Genomic DNA, 23,997 nt, shown 5'->3' with positions numbered 1-23,997 from the left:
CTTTCCCGTTATTGCGTGACGAAGACTTCCACGCGTCGATTGCGGGAACGACCTTCCGCTGTAGAGTTGTCCGCGACAGGTTGGGTATCGCTGTTGCCAACGGACACGATGCGATTGGCGGGCATGCCGTGCGCCTTCAATACGTCGGCGACGAACGCGGCGCGCTTTTCCGATAGCACCCGGTTGTCGGGAAACTCTGCCGTGTGAATCGGCTGGTTGTCCGTGTGTCCGGTTACCGTGACATTGCCGCCGACCCGCGCGACCTCCTGCGCAACCTTCGTCAATACCGGACCCAATTCCGGCCGAATGCGGATTTGCCCCGGAAGGAACATGTCATCGCCACGAAACACGACCCGGCTGCTGCGCTCGTCCTCTTCGACGGAGACCTGGCCGCGGGCAATCTCATCCTTCAGCAGGATCGACAGGCGCAGGCGCTCGTGGACGACCGGCGCCGCGCCCTTGATCGGCTGTCCGATTGCGAGAATCTTCGCTTCGAGCGCATTGCTTTGCGCCAGAAGCCGATACTGGTACCAGGCGAACAGCGAGAACACGCACAACGCAGCCACGCCCGCCGTGGCCCAGACCGGCACGCTTTTCAGCAGCCGCATGCTGCCTGGCTCCTCGCCGCGCCAATGCGGCGACAGTTCGAGCCGCATCGTGTCCCGCGTGCCGCTGACAAGCGTCAGCAGCCGCTGCCGGATCTGCTCCAGATGACGAAGACCGTCCGCGGCAACGCTATAGCGCCCTTCGAATCCAAGGCTGAGAATGCGATACAGCACCTCGAGGACGTCGTTGTACTCCTGGGGGTCGGTCGCCATGCGGCCGATCAGCAGGAAGAACTTCTCGCCACCGTCCACCTCTCCCTCGAACGTGAGCAGCAGGCCGTGCGCGGCCCAAATTCCAGCGCTCCCCCAACGCGTGCGGTTGGCCGCTTCGTCGAGCGCGGTGCACAGTGCGTAGCGAACCGCCGCCACGTGCTTCCACGGCAGACTCGCCTTGTCGCAGACTTTCTGGAATGCCACGACCTCACGCACCAGCAGCGAGCGCAAGCTCGCGACCTCGGCAAGCGACTCGAGCGAAGCCGGCATGTCCGCCAGCATGCGCAATAACGGCTGCGCGGCTTCACACATTGGATTGCGCACCGTCTTCATGCGCTCGAGACGCGTCTGCACTGCTTCCGGCGGATCGAACGCGGCCGCATCGACGACCGGTTCCGGACTGGCGACACTCGCGGCCGGGGGCCGGCCAGCGGGAAATGCAGACGGCTGGCTCTGGCCAGAAGCGGAGTTGCCTGGGTCCAACAGAAAGTCGAAGCCGCCATCCCCGTATGCACCTGTACTCATTTTTGACGCACGCCCCACAGTTCAAGCTTGAGTTCCGGGAACTGTCCAGCGATATGCATGGCAAGCCCTCCGTGGCGCGCAATCTGTTCCCAGAACGGTCCGGTACGCGACAGTTCGAAATAGATAAAGCCCGAGTTGAACGGAATCTGGCGCGGCGGAACCGGCAGCGCCGCCATAGTCAGACCCGGCAGATGCGAACGGATCAGTTCCGGCAAGCGCTGCGGATGACTGATCTTCGTTTGGGCAAAGAACTGCTGCTGCAGCAATTCGGAAGGCATCTGCGCGCCCACCGCGAGCACGAGGCTCGAATAGCCTGCCAGTTCGTTCGGCAGCATCGCGGCGGTACGGATGCCGTGTGCCTGCTCCGTAAGCGCGATGGGCTGTGCACCGCGAACCAACACCTGGTTCAACAGCTGGTGAACCTCCTCGACGAGCGGCCTGATACTGCGGTAGAGCTGCGCATGGTCATAGCCCGGAGCCGGTCGCGGACGCCGCGATTGCGGACGCACGAAGGTTGAAAGCTCGCCGGCAAAAAGCGCGAGTTCGCGATACAGATTCACCGGTGCGGTCTCCTCGAGTTGGCAAACATGCTCGAGCAGCGGCTCATAGCGATTGAGCACCTGAAGCAGCAGATAGTCGGCCACTTCGGCCGCCGCGCCCGTGCGGCCATCGGTACCTGACAGACGGGCGGCGAGCGCGTCGGCGCGTAATCGCGCGAGGCCGTGCAGCTGCATCGCCCATTCGCGCAGCAATGGATTCGCGCCGTAACCGGTCACCGGAGGAATATGGTCGGTGCTGTGCAGCGACACGGCACCGTCGGCGTGCAGCGCCTTCACACGCGTCAGTGCAAGGCCGATCCACGACTGCGTAAGCTCTTTTTCAGGCAACAGCCGCAAGCGCAAATTCGAGAGTTGGACGGGCTTTGGACCTTGACCGATCGCGTTGCTGTCACGCAGATCCGTGTCGTACGCATGGTGACGGGCCAGCGATCCACTCTGCTCGGTGAAGGCGGTTTCCTCGGTGTTGGGCAAGCGAAGCGGGACCGCCAGGTAAATCACCTGGTCCTGATGCTCCGGTCCGACCGTCAGCGGTGGCGGGGGCGGCGTTAGGCCTGGCACTTCGAACGGCGTGCCGTCAGGAAACACGCCTAGTCCGCTCTTGAACACCAGCTTGCCGAACGCGAGCGACTCCTGATCGATCTCATAACGGCTGAAGCCCCAGAAAAATGGGCTCAACGGCGCGCTCCGACGATGCGCGAACGACTCGAAATATCGCTCCTGCTGCTGAAACAACTGCGGGCGCAGGAAGAGTCCCTCGCTCCAAACAACCTTGCTATACCAACTCATTGAAATTAGTCTGACTTTGAAATCGAAACAGTGCGCTGGTCAAGCTGGATCGCCAGCTTCTGTTCCTTGTCTGGAAGGGCCATCCTGTACCACGCAGCGTCGGGCGTGACCGGCAACCGGTAAACCGCGCGCCAGACCGATTTCCCGAGATCCCGGTAGCCAGCCAGTACACCAATTGCAGTGCTGGCACGGTTCGACTTGCGGACGATCTCACGTGTGTCGCCGGGACGCAGAACGAATTCGTCGACGACCAGCGCGTCGTCGCCAAGGACTTTTCTGTCGTCGCTTTGCAGCGTGAAAAAATCGGCGTTTTCAAACGCCGTCGGAGCCTTCAGTTCGTAGACCCTTACGAGGATCGGCGCCGCCGTTCCCCACTCGTTCGGATTGACGTTCCCGTTTGCCGCGATTTGTAGCCGGAGGTTCGTTTGCTCCTTGACAACGGGAGCGGGCGTGCTCGCGCAAGCGGACAGCCAGGTACTCGCTCCGCTTAGGGCCAGCCAGCCGCCGATACGCAGCCATATCGCGAAGCGGGAAAATAAGTTCGGAACCATCTGACGGTATCAAGGAGATTCCGCACGTCGCCCTGAATACACTAACCAGGATGCCTGCATCGAGCCCGGCATCCTGGCTAACGACCGTGACATTGCTCACCGAATGAAGCCGGCGAGGGCACGGTTCAGGAAAACATGCGACTTAGGCGCTGTTCTTCTTGATATCGAACGTTGCGGTGATCGCACCACCACTACCGCCTTGCGCGTTTTGCACCACGTATTCCTGCCTGAGGCGGGAAAATGACAGACACACTTTTTCGTGCGGGCGCGATTCGCTGTCGCTGACACCGGAGGGATTTACCGAGGTGACCAGCACGTCGTTCATCGTGAACTTGATGTATTCGAGCGGATTACCGCCGGCTTTACGCACGACGAGCCTCGCTTCGTCGATATGCTTGCCGGTCAGGCAGTATTGCGTCAGATTGGGAGTTGCACGATCGATGAAATGCTCGAACGTGAAATCTTCGACGGTTGCTCGACCGGCACCACCGCCAGAACCAACGTGCATATTCGATTGCTGCGTGACGCCCCACGCCCAGCTGAGAACATCGATTTCGTCCTTGTGGTTAGCGTCTGCCGATTCACCATCGATACCGTTAATCTTGAGAAAGATGTCTTGCGCCATGAAAGTATTCCTTGATACAGATTAGTTTTAAGGGTGCTCAATGAAAGTCAGGCATGTTTAGTGAGCGCCTGTCCGTCGCTCAATCACCGAATAAACGGTAGACGCCAGATCAGGCCGCTTCCTTCACGAGGGGCAGCTTTGCGACGAGACGCAAAGACACCGTCAGACCTTCGAGTTGGAAATGCGGACGCAGGAAGAATTTCGCCTGGTAATACCCCGGATTTCCCTCGACGTCCTCGACGACCACTTCGGCCGCTGCCAGCGGTCGACGTGCCTTGGTTTCCTGCGACGAATTCCCGGGATCGGCGTCAACGTAGTTCATGACCCATTCGTTGAGCCATTGCTGCATTTCGTCACGCTCCTTGAACGCGCCGATTTTGTCGCGCACGATGCACTTCAGGTAATGAGCAAAGCGTGAGCATGCGAACAGATACGGAAGACGCGCCGACAGATTCGCGTTCGCAGTCGCGTCGGGATCGTGGTACTCGACCGGTTTCTGCAACGACTGTGCGCCGATGAACGCCGCGTACTCGGTGTTCTTGCGGTGAATGAGTGGCATGAAACCACTCTTCGACAATTCCGCTTCGCGACGGTCGGAAATCGCAATTTCCGTCGGGCACTTCATGTCGATGCCGCCGTCATCGGTCGGGAACGTGTGGCACGGCAGGTTTTCGACGACACCACCGCTTTCCACGCCGCGAATCAGCGTGCACCAGCCGTAGTGCTTGAACGACCGGTTGATGTTCACCGCCATTGCGTAGGCCGCGTTCGACCACACGTAACGGCGATGATCGGAACCGTCGGTCGCTTCTTCGAAATTGAATTCGTCGACCGGATTCGTCTTGACGCCGTACGGCAGGCGCGCGAGGAAACGCGGCATTGCAAGCCCGATATAGCGCGAGTCTTCCGAGTTGCGCAGCGAGTTCCACGGCGCGTATTCGAGGTTTTGCGTGAAGATCTTCGTCAGGTCGCGCGGGTTCGCGAGCTCCTGCCACGAGTCCATCTGCAGCACGGACGGCGCCGCGCCCGTAATAAACGGCGCATGCGACGCCGCCGCCACCTTTGCAATCGAGCCAAGCAAATCGACATCAGCCGGCGTGTGGTCGAAGTAGTAGTCGGCGACGAGACAGCCATACGGCTCGCCACCCAATTGCCCGTACTCTTCCTCGTAGATCTGCTTGAAGAACGGACTCTGGTCCCATGCAATCCCTTTATAGCGCTTCATGGTGCGACGCAGGTCGTCTTTCGACGCATCCATGAAGCGGATCTTCAGCTTCTCATCCGTTTCAGTGTTCGTGACGAGGTGATGAAGTCCACGCCATGCGCTTTCAAGACGCTGAAAATCTTCGTGGTGGAGAATCAGGTTGATCTGTTCGGATAATTTGCGATCGATCTCGCCAATAATTGACTCTATGTTCTTGTACGCGTCGTCGGACACCGTGACCGACGTGAGCAGCGCTTGCTGAGCGAGCGTCCGGACAGCGCCCTCGACAGCCTCGCGTGCGCGCTCCGTTTTGGGCTTGAATTCGCGCGACAGGAGCGCGTTGAAATCGGACTGATCGGTGACGCTCGCCGTTGCCTTGGTGCGCGTATTCGCTTGAAGTTCGGCCATCATTTCCCCATTGATTCAGGCTGTGCTTTCGTGCCGAAAGCAGAATTATTCGTTGGTCATCGGCTCGTCGGTGGAGGCCGCTTGCGGCTTCGGCGCCTTTGCGAGCGCTTCGAGCAACGCAGGGTCTTTCAACACCTTGCTGACCAGGCTTTCCGCGCCACTTTTACCATCCATGTATGTTTGCAGATTGGCGAGTTGCGTACGCGCCTCGAGCAGCTGCGACAGTGCGCCAACCTTTTTCGCGACGGCCGCGGGCGAAAAGTCGTCCATGCTTTCGAACGTGATATCGACCATCAGATGACCTTCGTTCGTCAGCGTGTTAGGCACCGAGAACGCGACACGCGGTTTCATGGCCTTCATCCGCTCATCGAAGTTTTCGATGTCGATATTGAAGAACTTGCGGTCGCCGACGGCGGGTAGCGGTTCGAGCGGCTTGCCCGACAAGTCGGCGAGGACGCCCATCACGAACGGGAGTTCGACTCGCTTTTCTGAACCGTATATTTCGACGTCGTATTCGATCTGGACGCGGGGAGCACGATTACGTGCGATGAATTTCTGAGAACTGTTAGAAGCCGACATGGTGCTCTGACGTTATTCGCTCAAGTAAAAGAAAAAGCGGCGATACCGCTAGCTTTCGCGCAGGAAATCCGCAACCTGGTGATCTTATGTTCCGAACCAGCGTAGCGATATGGGCGCTTGCCCAAAAAGTCGGTCTCGTTCTCACGAATGAATTGCCGGTTTGGCGTGTCGCGAACGGAGGCAGCCAGCGGGCTACCCGCGACGAGTACTTTTTAGTGCGTGCCTGAGTCGGGAATAAGAGAAATTTCGACACGACGATTCATCTCGCGCCCCTGACTACTTTCGTTGCCAGCAATCGGCCGCGTATCGCCATAACCCTGAATTGCGAAACGCGTGACGGGCACCAGAGCAGTATTGACCAACCAATCGCGGATGGCCTGCGCGCGTGCCTCGGAAAGCTTTTGATTCGCGGCGCCGGGGCCGACGTTATCGGTGTGACCCGCGATAAGAATCCGCTTGTCCGGATTCGCGCGAATCAGATCGAGAACACCTTTGAGCCGTGGCTCTGCTTCTGATTTCAGCGTCGCCTTGCCGCTGTCGAACAACGCGAGGTTGTCGATCGTCACAGCGGACGGTGGCGAAGGCGCGGCGATCGACGGTGAATGCCATGTCGCGCTCACCCGTTCAAGCGCGACTTGCAACAGATCGCTTCGATACAGGCCCCAGCCGAGTCCGGTCGTTGCACTGCCGCCCGCATAGCGAGCCAGCGCGGCGGATCGTCTGTGCAACGATTCCTCACGCTCCCCATCCGCGCGAGCTGTGGATATATGCGTGCCGACCTCGACACCGTTGGCGACTCGCGCGACCAACCCGCCGTTCGACCACGCCGATACACCGATCGATACCATCAAGACGACGGCCGAGGCAGCCACCGCGTGCAGCGTTACGGTCTGCGACCGGACCCACCCGCTCTTCGAAACCCGGAGGCTCTCGTTCCGCGCGACGATCGCTAGCAAAGGCAGAGACAGCGGCTTCGGTCGCGCCTTAGACGTCGTCAGCGACAGGCGCAGCCCGGTCTTGCCGGTCAACCATCGCATCCACGCGCCGGCGCGTATCGGCGAGTGTCCGATGTCGGCCAACAGCAAGCCGCGCAGCGAGAACGGCGCGGTGCTCGCGAGCGATGAAAGGATCGATAACAGCGCCGCATCTTCTAGCCAGTCGACCACTGCATGCCCCAATCCAGCGCGCGACGCACGTTCCGGTTGTGCGACAGCGAACCATGCCTGGTCCAGCTGTTGCCTGAGCGCCTGCACATGTTTCCGCGCGGTTCCGGTCGCAGCGTGCATCGTCGAGATATCGATCGCATCGCCGAACCAGACCGGCTTCACGGCGTGGTGGCCATTCGCACCGAGGTACGCGTATATCGCGATATAACAGGGTAAGACGAACTCCTTGGGACCGATACTCGCGTCGAGTTCATGCTTCCAGCGGGAAAATTCGCGGCGAATCACCACGTCGTCGCACTCACCGTCGGGAACAACGGGCATCAATACGGCATCCGGCGAACGTCGATGCGACTCCATCACCGTGGCCATCACGCCGGCGAGCGCTTCCGGGGTCCGGACAGGCAGCCACACGGCATCATCGTTGCGGCGCAGCGTGGATGATTGCCCATCACGTGCGAACAACGCACCTGCGTGCGGTCCGACCACGAGAACAATCGGCAACTCACGCACGGTCCCACGCTGAACGTCCTGGCCCTCGCGGGTCGCATTCGATCGCCCGCAAGTAAGCAAAACCGCGGCGCCCACCGCCGTCAACACAACAAGGCTGAGCGCAACTGCCCACCAAGGGTGGAGGGCAAGCGGCAAACATACCCATATCAGGCCAGCTACGCAGACAACGATCCAGATCAGCGCCGCCAGGTAGCGGTCTACAGAAGTCATTGCGAACGCTCCGTCTGGCCAGGATTGCTCTGCTGCGACGACGTCTGGGGCAAGCGACGTGTCTGAACTTCCGGACTAAGGTCGAACGCCGCCCATAGTGACGCGACCGCAATCGCACCAGCAACGGCCGCGCCCGTGATCGTGCTAATGCGTGATATGCGTGACATGCACGGCGGCCGAAGCGAACTCGTCCTTATCATGGCAGTCTGCGATGAGTCGGATTTGGATAACACCGCCTTATCTCGCGTATGCCTGTTCAACGCCGATTTCGCACGTTCTAGATGTTCATTGGCGTCTTCTCGTCCCCCGTCGAAGCCCAGTCCCAGCAACATGCTGTAGAACTTGAGTCTGGCGAGGTCCTGATGGCCGCCGTCCATCACCGCGTCGATCCGTTCCCATACCCGCGCGGCGCCATCGCGCACGCGATGAAAACGCATCTGCAGCGGGTCACGCAACCATTCCTCGTGTTGCCTCGAGGGCAATGCATGCAGCGTCAGCTCGTCCAGCAAAACGCATTGTGCGAGGCTGACTTCCTGGATATCGGTTGCCGGAAAGGTCCGATCCTGCATTTCCTGCTGTAGCGTCTCGACCAACGTTCCACAACGCGCACGCCAAAAAGGAATAGCCGGGATCTCCGCGCCGTTGGACAGCAGTGCCGCATGCAGAGCAGTCGGTCGCATCAGTGCGGCCGTTGAGTCAGACATCATAAAAACGTATTGCCGGCGGCAACGTCAGAGCATTTCGACGACATAGGTGACGAATGTATTGACCGTACCAGCAGTGGCTCTCCCGGTCGCGTAATAGCTGGCAATGAAATCCACCGGCATCGGATCCGTGGACGTGATGGGAATGATATTCATCGTGGATCGGTCGCCGACCTTGATCCGCGATCCGTTCGCATTGGCCAGCATGACCTGCACATTCGTTGCCGATGTCGTGCCGCTCAAGTTCTGCAGGTCCAGATTGCCCGTGTTGGGATCAGTCGACGAGCCGCTCTCGAAATACACGCGCGCACCCGTCACGCCGCTCGCGCATTGCATCGTGATGGTGAAGACCTTTGAGCCAGCTACCGCTCCGGCCGCCGGCAGCGATTGCGTCGAAAGCGTCGGCAACGTGACCGTCATGTCAGGCGAACTGACCAGCGGACACGTCATCGCGTTGTAGGTGCCGCTAAAATTGAGCGTGACTGAGGGCGAGCGTTGCGCATGCGCGCAAATTGATCCCAACAGCGCACTCGCGGTCACTCCGGAAATTAGTCCGGCGATCCGAATGTATCTACAAATATTTTTCATTTTCTGACCTCCACTGTCGGCGGAATCTTCAGGGCCGCAGCGCTGGAGTTGACCAGACATCGGCTTTCGCACTTCAGCGAAGCGAACTGAGAACCGCTGCGCCCGCTGAACGTTGCGCAACGGACTTTACGGGCGGAGACCAGACCAGCGTCGGATCACAGCTCAGCTTGATGCGCGCAACGATTCCCGCGTGCTGACTGCTATCCGCCTTGTCGTCGTCCGGCACCGTGTAGGGCATCACGCACTGCTCCGCTGCGCCGTTGCCCCAGCGCACCAGTAGCTTGCCCTGGTGCTCGAGGCCGCGCAGGTACGCGAGGCCGCCCTGACCGACGATACCCACCGATTTCTCGGATTCGTCGAATAGCTCGGTGCCCATCGGCATGGCTTTGCCTTCGCGATTCGAGACCTCGGCGAAAATCGGCGTGCCCTGCGTGGTCGTGATCTTCACCTTGACGAGCGAATTCGCGCGCGGCACGACTTCCTCGCTCGTGTTACCCAGTTCAACGTCGAGCGGCACGTCGCTCGGATCCAGCGCGACCGTGTTGACGCGGTATGGCATCAGCGAGGGCACCACGGCATAGCCGTTGTCGTCAATCCTTGCCCCCTGGCCATTGATGATCCGGCCGCCCTTTGCTCCTTTCGCCTCGACGATCGCGAACGCCTGGCCAAGCGGCGGGCTCAGCGTGACGCCGCCACTGTGAATGACGACCGCGCCGTCGGCGTTAAACGCGGCCTGACGCGTCTGATTGCTAATCGACGCATTGCCGTTGTAGGTACCGAACTGCGTGCGGTAGATCGCGTAACCGCCCGCGGAGACGGTCCGATCTTTGCTGGCGACGATCCGCGCTGCATTGACACCGTAGTTGATCGGCGTGGCTCCGGTCGTATTGCCCGACGCCGTGGCCTGTATCGTGCTGTCCCCGTTCGAGCTGCGCGAAAGATTCGTAGTCAGATAGTCGAACGTACGATGCGCGTTCGAGTCGACCTTACCCAACGGAATCGTGAGATTCAAACCGACCTGCGTGCTGATCTGCGAATCTTGCAGGCGCGTGCGTTGCGCATATAGCGAGTAGGACACGCGCTTGTACGAGCTGTTGAAGCCAACCTGATACTGAAGATCGTAGCCCTTCGAAGCGCCCCAGTAGTTCTGCGAACTGCCGGAAATGTAAAAGGAACTGGACTCGCCGATTGGTTGGTTGATATTCAGCTGCAGACGGCTGCGTGCGCGGTAGTCATACTGACCCGAGGTGTCTCGCGAGCCATAGCGCGCGTACATTGCGTCACGCAGACTGTAGAAGCGCGCCGTCGAGTAGCGATAAGCCGCAACGGAGAAATTCGTGTTCGGCCCCGGAAGAAGCTTGCTGTAGCTGATGCGAGTACTGTAACCGGGACGGCCACCAGACACGCCGGGGAGACTCGTCCCCGCCGCCGTTACATCAAGCGCGAACGCACCGAGCGGAGTATTGAGCGCGACACCGACCAGACCAGCCCAGTATCCCTCGGAAAACTGTGCGCCGGTGTAGCCGGTCAACACGTTTGTCAGGCCGCGCTGATAAACTGCCTGCGCCACCCACGGATGTTTATCCAGCACGGTATCGCGAGAGACACCAGCCGTCAGATTGAAACGCGAAACGCCGGGCCGCAGCAACTGCGGTACGGACGCAAACGGCACGAGAAATGTCCGCTGACGGCCGTCGGATTCCGTAATCGTGACCTGAAGGTCGCCCCCATAACCCGTGGCCGGCAGGTCGTTCAGTTCAAACGGTCCCGGCGGCACGCTGGTCTCGGCCACGATGATGTTGTTCTGGCGCACGACAATGCGCGCATTGGTTTCAGCTATACCACGCACAGCCGGCGCGTAGGAGCGCATGGAATCCGGCAACATGCGGTCGTCGCTCGATAGCTGGACGCCGCGGACGTTGAATGAGTCGAAGACGTCACCGCTCGTCGAACTGTCGCCGATCGTCAATTGACTCTTAAGCGCAGTGACATCGTGCTGCGCAAACAGTGCGACACTTTGCCAGTGCGCGTCGGAAGCCCGGCTCTGCCAGCTTGCCGTGGACCACTGGCGGAAACGCCAGCCGTTCACGTTGAATCCGCTTTGCAGACCGAGGTAGGTACTGCTGAAATCTCTACCACCGCTGTTCTGGTGAGTCGTATAACTGGCGAGGCTGTATTGCACGAAGCCGGCGTTGATCCCGTTGTCCCAACGGGATGGATCGACGTAACCCGCAGCCTCGTTGTGCAATTCAATCTGCGGGATCGACAGATCGAGTTGCAGATCCGCGGTGTTGAACGATGCGGCCGATCCCGGTATGGCTTCCACCAGCGGGACGCATTGCAATGATGCGTCGCTATCGTCAAAGTCGCCCTTTCCAGCATCCTTCAGCCGCTGGATCACGCGCTCGGTATCTACGCCAGCCCGGTCCAGGCTAGACATCGTGAAGCAGGGCGCGGCGATATCCGAGCCCGGCACTGTCTGAAACAGGACATCGAAGCGTCCACGCTTTTTACCGTTGACCAGCAGTTCGAGCGGATAAACACCGGGAGAAACGGGATTGCCTCGCGTATAGCGCGATAAATCGGCGACGTTACCCGTAAAGAATGCGGGATTGAACTCAACTTCTTGCGGAGCCTCGGCAGAGGGCGCATTGGATGTCGGCGTGGTAGATGACGCATCCGTACTCGCAGCTTCGCCGTTGGCACCGGCTGCCTGTTTCGGCCACCCGGACTCCGAGCAGTCATTGGACGGCGTTGCCGCCCAGTCGGGGGCGCATGCCGCGACCGCGGCATGCGCGGAAAAGACCCAGCCCGACGCTACGATTGCCGCCCATGCCAGAGGATGAAACCTGAAAGGGACATTACTGAATACTGTTTCAACCGCCGCCTTACTATTCCGCACGCCGACATCCCATATTCCGATTATTGATTCTTTTGCGCTTTCGCGTTTTGTGCGACTTCCACTTCCGCCGAGTCCTTGATCGCAGTACCGAAGTCGTTCAGAACCGTATAGGAAACCGTGGCAGGAACTTTGATATCCAGCTTTCCATCTTGTGGACGGAGATCGACGTGCCCGAACGGTGCCGCCATATTGGGCAAAAGAGCGATCTTCCCGCCTGCCGTTTCTACTTCTGCCGAGCCGACGGAAATGTAGTAGGGCGATGGGTTGTCCAGACGAACAACGCTCTGACCTTTTTCATCCGGTTCGACATGCCACTTCAGTTGAGCCCGCCCCGCAGTTGGGTCATCGAGCAACGATGCGGGCCGGTAGAACATCTTGATACGCGTACGGAACGCGAGCTGGATCATGTTCCGGTCATCAGCATCCTTGGGTTTCGGCGGAATTTCCAGAACATTCAGCCAATAAACGGATTCACGGTCGCTCGGCATGTCGCCGCCCGCGAACATGATGCGCAAAGCCTGACCTCTGTGAGGTTCGACGCGAAATACAGACGGCAACAACGTGAACGGCACCTTGATTTCATTCGGTGCAGCTGCCGCATCGCCGTCGTCCAACCATGCTTGGACGAGGACCGGATGGCTGTCAACATTGTTCAAACGAACATTGACTTCGCGGTTTTGCGCCGGATATATGACTCGCGTACCGGTAACGGTGATAGCAGCTTGTGCAGCAAACGAAGCCACACTGCAGGCCACGGCTGCGGCCATTAAAATAGGGAACTTCATTAAAGACATTCGCTCCTCCACGTGACAGATAAGCGGAATGCCGCTTCGGGTTGCCCTCGAGCTAGAAGGGCAACCCGATGCCATTCGGCTTAGATTGGCTTACTGATATGCCAACGTGTAGCGAACAACAGCCATCACCTTACCGGCGGTGGTTCTGTTCGTTGCGTAGTACTGGCCACCGTAGCTCATCGTTGCGGTACCGTCGCTCGCGACCGGAACGAACGTACCCGTGCTACCCAGAAGAATCGGCGTCATGCCATCGCGGTCAAGCAATTGCACTTCGACATTCCCGGCCGGCGACGTGGCTGCCTGGTTAATGGCATTACGCGTATCCGGGTTCATGTTCGTGGTCTCGAAATGCGCCGCGACATTGCTCAACGTTGCTGGGCACTTCGACACCGAAATATTGAACATTCTGGAGCCAGCGGTTTGGCCAGCTGCAGCCAGCGACTGCGTAGACAGGGTATCCAGCGTGACCGTCTGGTCCTCGTCACCCGCGTTGATCACGCAGGTGTCGTCGGTCAGTTCGCCGTTGAACGTAACCTGACCCGTGCCCGGAGCAGTTTGAGCGAAAACCATCGGCGCGACGGACAGGCCCATCAGCGCGATCATGAGTTGTGTCACTTGTTTTTTCATGAGATTCCTTTTTGTTGCTATTCGAAACTACCAACCCTTCTGAAGCCGGGGCTTCCAGCGACCGTCAAGGCAAGGAAATGATGTCATTGAAGCGGATCGCTGTTAATGGGCCGATACCCAAAATGAGTGATCATGTAGCCCAGTCAAGAAACGCCGTACCGGTTCCTCGAACCGGACCGATACCAGCCTCACTCCCAAAGTTGGGAGAAGGCGCCACCAGAACGATGGACGTCGCCTGAGAAGTGCGGCAATGGTTACGAGCAGTACCACTCGCGCACGATCGTGACGAGTTCAACGTCGTTTCTGGCGCCCAGTTTCTTCATGCCTGCGTTCTTCTGGTTGCTAACTGTCTTGGGACTGCGATTGAGCCGCTCGGCGATCGCCCCGATCGACATCCCATCGCAGATCATTCGCACGACCGTCGATTCCTTTTCAGATAGCGAGTCGAGCGAAGACCCGCCTTCCGATGCGCGCCGCGCGGTGGACAACATCCTGTTCGCAATGGAATCCGGCAGAAACACGCTCTTGTTTTTGGCGGCACGAACGGCAGCGATAAGGCTGACAAAGCCCTCGGACCCCTTACCGACGAAACCGGCCGCCCCCGCATTGAGCGCAGCCGAAATGATGTGCGTCGATGAATGTGAGCTGAGAAAGACAACCCGTATGGCTGGAGCGGCACGCTGAATCCGGTCAAGAAGGTTGAGGCCATCGGCATACGCATCACCTTCGAATTCGTAGTCGCATACGAGAACGTCAACCGGCACCTCAACCAACAGCTGGAGCAGCCCGCCAATACTTTCGCTTTTGAAGCAGACCTGGATGTCAGGGCAAGGCTGAAGAAGATGTTCGACGCCGAGGAGAATGAATGGATGATCGTCGGCAATACCCACCCTGATTTTGTTCACTCACACTCCATGGCCATGCTGGCGAATACCTTTTTCATACCAAATCAACTGCAAGCTTTGTTACCAGAGTACGGTGTCGTTTCACGCCGTTAAGTCGCACACCTCAGGAGCGACGGCCGATCGATAAGATTCCTCGAAACCAGCATGCTTGTTACGGGTACACCGATGTCCGTGACTCGCTGATGGACAGGACGTATTAATAGAATCTTATGGAGAAGGTCGTTGTGCTTTGGTAGAGTCAAAGCAATATTTCCCACGCAACATGGCATGGTTCACCGATGGAGGCGGGATAGCGCAACGCCCCGCACACGTCGGCGAGGAATCGAAATATCCGCGCGTCGGATAGTCAGATTGTACGAGGCACTAAAAGGGAAGGAATTCAGCAGATTCCTATATATGCCATTCAGGTACATAGGCGTACCTTGATCAAGGTGGCCTCAACACGCGCTAAGGCACAAAATGGTTGCGCACGAGATTGACGAACGCGACCAGCGCGGTAAGCAGAACCACAATACATAGCCAGCGTTCGAGCAGGGTAAACACAGGCCATTTCCCTTTGCGACGCTCGGCGATGTAAAACCACGCGGTCGCCGCCGTATAAAGTACGGTCGACATCAACAGATAGTGCAGGCCGCCCGCGTACACGAGAAACAGCGCGTAGACGCAGCCCATCAGCGCAAGCATGAAATCGATGCGCCGTGCCCACGGCTGTCCCGCATACGATTCCCCGCTCGCTGCGAGCTTCAACCCATAGCCGGCGACGAGCAGATACGGAATCAGGTTCATCGATGTCGTGAACTCCTTGGCCAGCGTGAACGCCTCGGTTGAGAACAGCGTCACGATCAGAAACGCCTGGATCACGAGGCTCGTCATCCACAACGCGGCGACCGGTACGTGGTTGCGGCTTTCGCGTCCGAGAAACGCGGGCATCGTACGGCTCTTGCCCGCGGCATGAAGAATTTCGGCGGCGAGCAGGGTCCATGCAAGATAGGAGCCGAGTACCGATATCAACAGGCCGAGCTTGACCACGACCGCGCCCCAGGTGCCAACTGCGGCGCTCAGCACGCCAGCCATCGACGGATTTTTCAGCGTGCCCAACTGCTCAAGCGGCAACACGCCATACGACAACAACGTGACCATGACCATTAGCGCAAGCACGCAGAGAAAGCCGAGCACGGTCGCGACGCCGACGTCGCGCCGTTCGCGCGCATGCCGTGAATAAACACTCGCGCCTTCGACGCCGAGAAACACGAAGACGGTGCCCAACATGGTCTTGCGCACCTCGCCGAACAGACCGGCCACCGACGGCTCGGGACGGGTCCACAGATTCGCGACGAACAGTTGCCACTTGACGCTGGATAGCACGAGCACCGCAAACAGCCCGAGCGCGAACAACTTGGCGACCGTCATCGACGCATTCACTATCGACGAGCCCTTCACGCCGCGCAGAATCAGAAAATGGAACACCCAGATCATCAGCGAGGAGCTGACGATCGCGCTCAGCGTATTGCCGGCGCCGAATGAGGGCGCGACGATCGCGAGCGCGGACTTGATCAGCACGAGATAGGCGACGTTGCCGAGACAACTGGCGCACCAGTAGCCGAACGCCGACAGAAAACCCGTATAGCGTCCGAAGCCGACGCGCGCATACGTATAAACACCCACGTCGAGCTCGGGCTTGCGCCATGCGAGCCGTTCGAAGATCAGCGCGAGTATCAGCATGCCGGAGCCGGCGATGGTCCAGCTGATCAAGGAACCGACCACGCCGGTATATTTGCCGAGCGCCTGCGGCAACGAAAAGACGCCCACCCCGACCATCGAGCCGATCACCATCGCCATCAGGCCCGCAGTTGAAAGTCTGACGCGCTTGTCCATGCTGCGATCGCTCTCCCGCGAATACGTTCCGACCCAGCCGCGCTTTTGCGACTGCGATGATCATCCGCTCAGATGACAATCGTGCCGGTCGCGAGGCCGACCAGCGCGGCAATCGCGCCACAGGCGGCGACGGCAAAGATGACCCACTCGAGTTTCGAAAACACCTGCAGGCCACGCTCGCGTTTGGCCACCACATACAGCACCGTTCCGGGCGCATACAGCAGCCCCGACAGCATCAGAAACTTCAGGCCGCCCGCGAACAGCAGAAAAGCCGTGTACAACGTCGCGAACATCGCGACGAAATACTCGATGCGCAACGCGCCGCTCAAGGCGCCGCCGCTCTGCCCGCTATTGTGACGCGCGGCTTTGATGCCGTATGCGGCCACGAGGAAATAAGGTATCAGCGCCATCGAGCTCGTCAGGTTGAGCATCAGCGCAAACGCATCGGTCGACCAGTAGGTGCTGATCACGAACAACTGCACCACGGTACTCGTAAGCCACACCGCGGCGACCGGCAGCTTGCGCTCGTTCTGTCGCGCGAAGACGCGCGGCATCGTCTCGAGACGCGCGGCGGCGTACAGCACCTCGGCACAGATCAGCGACCACGCGAGGTACGCGCCGAGGATCGAAATGATCAGACCGGCGCTGATGAATACGACGCCGAACGGGCCGAGCAGCGCGCCGAGTACCGCGGCCATCGACGGCTGGCGCATCACCGCGATGTCGGCGCGCGGCAAGCTCGCGTAAGGCAGCAGCGTCACCAGCACGAGCAGACACAGCACGGCCACGAAGCCGGTGATCGTCGCCGCGCCGACGTCCGAGCGCTTTTTCGCGTAGCGCGAGTACACGCTCGCACCTTCGATACCGACGAACACGAACACGGTGACAAGCATCGTCGCACGGACCTGCAAGAACAGACCCGCGCCGATCTGATCGCTGCCTTCCAGCAGATTCGCGCGGAACATGTCGGCACGAAACAGCGCCACCAGCATCACGATGAATAGCACGATGGGAATCAGCTTCGCGACCGTGACGATCGTGTTGATCATCGTGGCCTGCTGGACACCGCGCAGCATCACCAGATGAAACAGCCAGATGCCCACCGACGACACGATGATCGCGGTCGCCGTATTGCCGTTGCCGAATGCGGGGACGAAAGCGCCGAGCGTCGATTTGATCAGCACCCAGTACGACACGTTGCCGAAGCAGCCGGCCATCCAGTAGCCGAATGCGGACAGAAAGCCCGCATAATCGCCGAAGCCCGCTCGCGCGTACGCGAACACGCCGGCGTCGAGCTCGGGCCGCCGCTGTGCGAGCGTCTGAAAGACGCGCGCGAGCGCGTACATGCCGATGCCCGCCACGCACCATGCAATGACCGCGCCGAACGGTCCGGTCGCGCGTGCGAAATTGCGCGGCAACGAGAAAATCCCTGCGCCCACCATTGAGCCGACGACCATCGCGGTCAATGCGGGCAACGACAGTTTCGTCTGTAACTGGGTTGACATCGTCCATCCTCGAATATCGGATTCAACATCGCTCGCGCAGGCTTCCGGCCGGCCATCAATTAACAAAAACGCCGTCACCGTGGTCCTGCGGTGACGGCGCTTTCTATGTCGCGCTTCCGATGTTTGGTGCGCTTGCGGCGCCTCGCGGCCGCTCACTGCGAAGCCGGCGCCGGCCCCGTCGGCGTCTGGGTGTTCGCGGCCAATGGCGGATTGGCCAACCAGCCGCCCCCCATCGCCCTGAACAGCGCGAATTGCGCCTGCAGCTTGCCGACCTCTTCCCTCACCTGCGACGACTGGCTTTCAAGCAGCGCAACCCGCACCTGATCGATATCGACGCGACCGGTATCGCCGAGTTGGTAGCGACGCTGCACCTGGCTCAGTTGCGTGGTCCGCCGCGTAACTTCTTCATTGCGCGCCTTGAACAATTCGTCCTGCCGGTTCAAACGCGCCAACGCACGGTCGACGTCGTAGAACGCGCCGAGCGCGGTCTTTTCGTAGTTGAACATCGCCTGCTGCGCCTGCGCATCCGACGACTCCACCTGCGAGCGTCGCGCGCCGAAATCAATCAGCGGCATCGCCATCGCTGCACCGAATAGCCAGAACGTGCTGGGCCCGAGGCTTTGACCCGCGATCTCCCATCCATTGCGCGCGAGCAATCCGCTTAACGAGATGGTCGGCCAGTAATTGAGCCGCGCGACATCCGACTGCCTGACCGCCGCATTCACGCGTGCCTGCGCCGCGATCAGATCCGGGCGTCGCATCAGCAGATCGACGGGCTGGCCGGGCTCGATATGCGGCAGCGCGGTCATCAGCGTGTCGCTTTCATCGAGAATCGCGCCGAATTCCGCGGGCTGCACGCCGCATAGATTCTGCAGATTCAGCCGCGCCTGCGCGATGCCGTTCTCCACGTCCTGCAAACGCGCATCGACCTGCGCGCGGCCCGCGCGCGCCGCTTCGATGTCCGTACTCAGAACGAGGCCCGCGTTAAAGCTCTTCTCGGCGATGTTGACGAAGTCGTCCGCGATTGCGCGGCTCTGCAGCAGGATCGTGCGCTGACGCAGCAGCCCGCGATAGGTGACGTACAGATCCGCAACGCCCGACACCACGCTCAGGCGTACCGCCTCCGCATCGCCCGCGGCCGCGCGTGCCTGTTCGCGTGCCGCCGAGAGCCTTGCGCGTCCCTGACCGAACAGGTCGATCTCCCATTGCGCCTGCAAGCCGACGCGCCAGAACTGCGCATCGGTATTGTTGATGCCGAGCAGTTCCTCGAACTCGAGCTGCGTCTCGCCGCCGTGATACTTCGCGGCGCTCACGCTTGCACCGACCGACGGCAACAGCTGCGAGCGAGCCAGCCGGATCCCGGCCTGCACCTGATCGACGCGTGCGTAAGCGGTGGCGATGTCGAAGTTGTGCGCGAGCGCGAGCTCGATCAGTTTGTTCAGCGTCGGGTCGCTGTACTGGGTCCACCATGCCGCGAGCTGCTGCTCGGACATCGGTGTCGCCGCGCCCGGTTGCGCCTCCGAATACTGTGACGGAAACGCGGCGGGCTTTTCCAGCTGCAATGATCCCGTACAACCGGCTTCGAGCAGCAATGCCGCGATGGCGAAAAGACAAGGGCGCGCGCGGATCATTTTGCTTCCGGGTGTTGACCCGGCTCCCATTCCGCCTGCCTGATCTTGAACAACATCGCATACAGCGCCGGCACGGCGACCAACGTCAGCACGGTGGCAAAAACAAGGCCCGCCATAATCGTGATCGCCATGTCCTTGAAGAAAGGATCCCACAACAACGGCGCCATGCCGAGCGCCGTCGTACCGCCCCCCAGTATCACCGGCCGCAGACGGTTCATCGCGCCGTGGGTCACCGCCTGCATGCGCGGCACGCCCGCGGCGATCTGCGAATCCATCTCTTCGACGAGCACCACGCCGTTCTTGATCAGCATGCCGATCAGACTCAATAGACCGAGCAACGCCATGAAGCCGAACGCGCCGCGAAATAGCAGCAGACCGAGCGTGACGCCGACGATCGACATCGGCACGACGAGCAGCACGACGAGCGCCGGCTTCAGGCGTCCGAACATCATCAGCACGAGCAGCGCCATGCCGATGAAGCCGAGCGGCAGTTGACGGAACAGGCTCTGCTGCGCGCGCGTCGACGATTCGTGCTCGCCGCCCCATTCGAAGCTATAACCTGGTGGCAGCTTGATGTTCTCGATGCTGGAGCGTATGCGGTTGAACGCGTCGACACTGTTCTGCCCATAGATCGGGTTGGCCGAAACCGTCAGCGTGCGAATCCGGTTTTCGCGCGCGATCTGGCCTTCCTCGGTACCGACCGTGAAGCCGTTGACCACGTCGCCGAGCGGCACGTAACGGCGCAGCCCCGCGCTGAACACCTGCAGGTCCTGCAGACCCGCGACGCCACGCGTGTAGTCGGGCGAACGCAGCACGATCGGCAGTAGCTGATCGCCTTCGCGATAGATGCCCGCCCGCAGGCCTTCGCTTGCATAAGCCATCGTGTCGCTAACCTGACGGCGCGTCACACCGAGCGAGCGCGCCCGCGATTCGTCGAATTCCGGCCGCACGATGCTGATCGGGTTCTCCCAGTCGTCGCGAATCGCGATGATGCGGCCGTCCGCCTTCAGCACATTCTGTGCTTCTTGAGACAAGCGGCGCAGCATGGCCGGATCGGGTCCGGAGAAGCGTGCCTGAATGGCCGCGCCACCGCCGGGACCGAAGTTCGGCCGCGTGACCGTCCAATGCTGTTCGGGGAAGCGCTTCTTCAGGTCCGCTTCGATGTCCGGAATCATGTCGTCGATCAGGCTCTGGTCCTTCGCGCCGACGATGAACTGCGCGTACGACGGATCACGCCCCTCCGGATCGTAGACGAGGAAGAACCGCGTCGCGCCCGAGCCAATATACGTCTGCACGTTGGTGACGTCCGCATGCTTGAGCAGCACCTTCTCCACCTCGCGGCTCCTTTCGACGACCGCGCGAATATCGGTGCCGCGCGGCAAACGCATGTCGACATAGAAGATCGGCGTGGTCGACGCGGGGAAGAAGCTCCGCTCGACGAAACGGAACGCCCACCCGGCCAGCAGGGTCAGCGCGACGAGGCCGATGACCACGAACACGCGCTGTCGGGTGACCCATGACAACAGCTCGCCGTAACGCTTGTACAGCTTCGACTTGAACGGGTCGTCATCGATGATGTCCGCGGGCTTGAAAAGATACGTGCCGAACAGCGGTGTCAGGGCGATGGCGATCACCCAGCTGAATAGCAGCGAAATCGCAGCGACGGCGAACAACGACGCACAGAATTCGCCGACCGCATCCGGCGACAGGCCGATGCCCGAGAAAGCCAGAATCCCCACAATGGTCGACGCGAGCAGAAGCCATTGGCTTTGTTTCAGAATCTCGGTCGCCGCCTGGAGATGCGACGTGCCTCGTTGAACCTTCACGAGCATCCCCTCGACCACCACGATGCTGTTATCGGTCAGCATGCCCATTACGATGATCAGCGCGCCGAGTGAGATACGCTGCAGCTCGATGCCTGCCGCGTACATGACCAGCAGCGTGCCGAGGATCGACAGGAACAGCTCGACGCTCAGCACCACGCCCGCGCGCCAGCCGAGCGCAATGCCCAGCGCGACACCGACGATCGCCACGGACAGGAACACGTCGAAGATAAAACCGCGCACGCTCTCGTCGACGACCTGCGGCTGATCGTAAAGCGAGTGCAGCTTGATGCCGATCGGGCGGTCGCGCTCGAGTTCGGCGAGCTTCGCCTTGATCTTCGCGCCGACGCTCACCACGTTGACGCGCGGCCGCGCGCTAATACCGATCGTAACCGCGGGCTGGCCGTTGTAGTGAATGAGCTGGTTCGGAATCGTCGCGTAGCCGTGGCTTACGCGCGCGATGTCGCCGAGCAGCAGCGGGCCGGGCGTATTGTTCACAGGCAGCGAACGAATGGCCTGCAGCGAATCGAGCGAGCCGGACGGCGCAATCCGCAACGACAGGTCGCCGACACGTTCGCGGCCCGCGGGCCGAACCTCGTTCTGCACGAACAGCGTCTGCACAACATCGTCGGTGGACAGATTGTTGGCGATCAGTTGCGACTGGTCGACGTCGACCGAGATCTGCTCCTGCTGCTCACCGGCGATCACGATGTCGGACACGTCGCCGAGTGTCAGCAGTTGGCGGCGCAGTTCGCGCGCGTACTCATACAGTTGCGCCTGCGTGTAGCCCTCGCCGGTCAGCGCGTAGAACATCCCGTAGACGTCGCCGAAACGGTCGACCACGAGTGACGGTCCCGCGCCCGGCGGAAGCCGGGGCTGTGCATCCGATACCGACTTGCGCACCTCGTCCCACACCTGCGGCAATTGCGCCGACGTGTACTGGTCGCGAATCTCGACGCGGACTTCAGAGTAGCCCGGTGTCGAACGCGAGGTCAGCTTGTCGACCTGCGGCATCTGCTGGATCGCGCTTTCGAGCCGGTCCGTCACTTCCTGCTCGACTTCGTGCGCACTCGCGCCCGGATACAGCGTCACGACGACTGCGGTCTTGATTGTGAACTTCGGGTCTTCGAGCCGCCCGATGTTGTAGTACGCGAAGATGCCGCCCAACAGCGAGATGAGCGTCAGAACCCACGCGATCAGCGGCTTTTCGATAAGGGGGCGCGCGAGATTCATTGAGGCGCATCCATTGGACGGACCGCCATTCCCTCTTTCATGAACTGCGAGCCGCCGGCCACCACGCGGTCGCCCGCCGCAACCGCCCCCGCGACGACCACATCGTCATTGCGAATTTCGCGCACGCTGACCGGCACCGCATGCACACGGCCGGACGCGGCGTCGTAGCGCCACAGACTGCGCTGACCGTCCGCGCCGATCGACACCGCGGCGATCGGAATCGCGAAGTACCCTTTGTTGTCGTTTTGCGCGACCTGACGCGCCGTGTCGGAAATCTGTACGCGCAGCGCCATGCCGGGGAACAGCATCGCGCTTTGCGGTCCTTCGATCGAGAACACGAGCCGGTAGGCCGCCGAAGTCGGCGAGCTCTGCGTGGTCCGTTCGCGGAACACGAGCGGGAAGCGGTTCTGCGGCCGCTCGGGCAGCCACGCCTCGGCCCTCAGCGTCTTGTCGACGAAGAGCCGTTCGGCGATGCTCTGAGGCAGATCGACGCCGACATCGACACGGCCGATGTTTTCCAGATTGAACGCGGGCGACCCTGCCTGCACGACCTGCTGAATCTCGACGTTGCGGCGAGCGATCCGGCCGTCGAATGGCGCGACGAGCTGGGTGTTGCGTAAGTCACGGCTCGCCATGTCGCGTGCCGCGCGTGCGGCATCGGTGGAAGCCGTCAACTGCTCATAGGCAGCCTGGGACAGAATCCCGTCCTGGCGCAATACCGCCTGGCGCTTCAGGTTGTCGCTCAGTTGCTGATACTGCGCGTTCGCGCGCTGCAGTTGCAGCTTGTAGGGTTCCTCGTCGATACGCGCGATCAGCTGCCCGCGTTTCACCGATGCTCCTTCGAGCACCGCGATCTGCACGACGCGGCCCGATACTTCGAAGGCGAGCGGCGAGATGCTGGTCTGCTCGACCCGTCCGGTAAAAATGCGAATGGCGGAAGCGTCGGCCGGTTCGACTTTGGTGAGCTGCACGGCCGGTCTCGCATCGGCAGTCTGTGTTTCGGCCTGCTGTTGGCACCCCCACAGTGACAGCACGAGCGCACAAGTCAACACGCACGGCAATGCGCCGGTCGGTGCGACTCCGGCTGATCGGGGAACCGGCGGTGCATTGGAGCGGTTTGCGTTCATGACGTTCTCGGCTGACTGCTGACGCAACCCGTGTCGTGCACCCGGCGGCAATGTAGCTAGCGGGCCGGCGAAGACGAGGCTCTACAGGTTGCTCGGAAATTCATAGGGGTCCATAAACAGTGGACCGATGAGTGGATCCGCTGCGACTTCCACGGCCAGGTCAGCCTCAGGGAACATCTGCATCCCAACGTCTGCATCCCATTACCTATCAGGCATCCTGTCTAACTGCCACACTGCTTTGTCACGCCGAAAAGGCTGAAAAAATTGAAAAGTTCGCCCTGGTATGGAATGCACGACGATTCCAGCAAAACGCAAAGTCGAATGAACGTGCATGCGGGTTT

General features: G+C 60.6%; 18 protein-coding genes. All 18 read right to left on the bottom strand.

What is annotated here, in order from left to right; translation table 11 throughout:
• Positions 1–8: 8 nt before the first annotated feature.
• Positions 9–1,343 (bottom strand): type VI secretion system protein TssL, long form, encoded by a 1,335-nt coding sequence (gene tssL / locus OKW43_RS34620; RefSeq protein WP_429452874.1) that lies wholly within the window; start codon positions 1,341–1,343, stop codon positions 9–11.
• Positions 1,340–2,689 (bottom strand): type VI secretion system baseplate subunit TssK, encoded by a 1,350-nt coding sequence (tssK, locus tag OKW43_RS34615; RefSeq protein WP_429452872.1) that lies wholly within the window; start codon positions 2,687–2,689, stop codon positions 1,340–1,342. Before tssK ends, tssL begins: the two co-directional genes overlap by 4 nt.
• Positions 2,690–2,694: 5 nt before the next feature.
• On the bottom strand, positions 2,695–3,240 hold the full coding sequence (tssJ, locus tag OKW43_RS34610; RefSeq protein WP_187637668.1) for a type VI secretion system lipoprotein TssJ: 546 nt from the start codon (positions 3,238–3,240) through the stop codon (positions 2,695–2,697).
• Between the two features lie 142 nt (positions 3,241–3,382).
• Positions 3,383–3,865: an Hcp family type VI secretion system effector gene (locus tag OKW43_RS34605; protein ID WP_429452870.1), complete on the bottom strand. Its 483-nt coding sequence runs from the start codon at positions 3,863–3,865 to the stop codon at positions 3,383–3,385.
• 109 nt (positions 3,866–3,974) lie between these two features.
• Positions 3,975–5,480: a type VI secretion system contractile sheath large subunit gene (tssC, locus tag OKW43_RS34600; RefSeq protein WP_429452868.1), complete on the bottom strand. Its 1,506-nt coding sequence runs from the start codon at positions 5,478–5,480 to the stop codon at positions 3,975–3,977.
• A 42-nt stretch (positions 5,481–5,522) separates the two neighbouring features.
• A complete protein-coding gene (gene tssB / locus OKW43_RS34595) occupies positions 5,523–6,056 on the bottom strand; it encodes a type VI secretion system contractile sheath small subunit (protein ID WP_187634717.1) in 534 nt (177 codons plus the stop codon).
• Positions 6,057–6,268: 212 nt separating this feature from the next.
• The gene (locus OKW43_RS34590) at positions 6,269–7,633 is read right to left on the bottom strand and encodes an OmpA family protein (protein ID WP_429452865.1); all 1,365 of its coding nucleotides are present in this window, start codon (positions 7,631–7,633) and stop codon (positions 6,269–6,271) included.
• Positions 7,634–7,938: 305 nt separating this feature from the next.
• The gene (locus OKW43_RS34585; RefSeq protein WP_429452863.1) at positions 7,939–8,646 is read right to left on the bottom strand and encodes a DotU family type IV/VI secretion system protein; all 708 of its coding nucleotides are present in this window, start codon (positions 8,644–8,646) and stop codon (positions 7,939–7,941) included.
• Between the two features lie 27 nt (positions 8,647–8,673).
• On the bottom strand, positions 8,674–9,294 hold the full coding sequence (locus OKW43_RS34580; RefSeq protein WP_429452861.1) for a fimbrial protein: 621 nt from the start codon (positions 9,292–9,294) through the stop codon (positions 8,674–8,676).
• A gap of 13 nt (positions 9,295–9,307) precedes the next feature.
• A complete protein-coding gene (locus OKW43_RS34575; RefSeq protein WP_429452859.1) occupies positions 9,308–12,136 on the bottom strand; it encodes a fimbria/pilus outer membrane usher protein in 2,829 nt (942 codons plus the stop codon).
• Between the two features lie 20 nt (positions 12,137–12,156).
• Positions 12,157–12,930, bottom strand: coding sequence for a fimbria/pilus periplasmic chaperone (locus OKW43_RS34570; protein WP_187634713.1), 774 nt, complete (start codon positions 12,928–12,930; stop codon positions 12,157–12,159).
• Positions 12,931–13,020: 90 nt separating this feature from the next.
• Positions 13,021–13,557 (bottom strand): fimbrial protein, encoded by a 537-nt coding sequence (locus OKW43_RS34565; RefSeq protein ID WP_187634712.1) that lies wholly within the window; start codon positions 13,555–13,557, stop codon positions 13,021–13,023.
• Between the two features lie 254 nt (positions 13,558–13,811).
• Positions 13,812–14,462 carry a response regulator gene (locus tag OKW43_RS34560; protein ID WP_429452857.1) on the bottom strand — a complete coding sequence of 217 codons (651 nt, stop codon included), beginning with the start codon at positions 14,460–14,462 and terminating at the stop codon, positions 13,812–13,814.
• 447 nt (positions 14,463–14,909) lie between these two features.
• On the bottom strand, positions 14,910–16,337 hold the full coding sequence (locus tag OKW43_RS34555; RefSeq protein WP_429452855.1) for a basic amino acid/polyamine antiporter: 1,428 nt from the start codon (positions 16,335–16,337) through the stop codon (positions 14,910–14,912).
• A gap of 68 nt (positions 16,338–16,405) precedes the next feature.
• Positions 16,406–17,842 (bottom strand): basic amino acid/polyamine antiporter, encoded by a 1,437-nt coding sequence (locus OKW43_RS34550; protein WP_429452853.1) that lies wholly within the window; start codon positions 17,840–17,842, stop codon positions 16,406–16,408.
• 152 nt (positions 17,843–17,994) lie between these two features.
• A complete protein-coding gene (locus tag OKW43_RS34545; RefSeq protein WP_429452851.1) occupies positions 17,995–19,473 on the bottom strand; it encodes an efflux transporter outer membrane subunit in 1,479 nt (492 codons plus the stop codon).
• A complete protein-coding gene (locus tag OKW43_RS34540; protein WP_429452849.1) occupies positions 19,470–22,529 on the bottom strand; it encodes an efflux RND transporter permease subunit in 3,060 nt (1,019 codons plus the stop codon). Before OKW43_RS34540 ends, OKW43_RS34545 begins: the two co-directional genes overlap by 4 nt.
• On the bottom strand, positions 22,526–23,656 hold the full coding sequence (locus OKW43_RS34535) for an efflux RND transporter periplasmic adaptor subunit (protein ID WP_429452847.1): 1,131 nt from the start codon (positions 23,654–23,656) through the stop codon (positions 22,526–22,528). Before OKW43_RS34535 ends, OKW43_RS34540 begins: the two co-directional genes overlap by 4 nt.
• Positions 23,657–23,997 lie beyond the last annotated feature (341 nt).

The organism is Paraburkholderia sp. WC7.3g (assembly GCF_050436345.1).
GTDB classification, from domain to species: domain Bacteria; phylum Pseudomonadota; class Gammaproteobacteria; order Burkholderiales; family Burkholderiaceae; genus Paraburkholderia; species Paraburkholderia podalyriae.
This window is presented reverse-complemented; position numbering and strand designations above follow the sequence as displayed.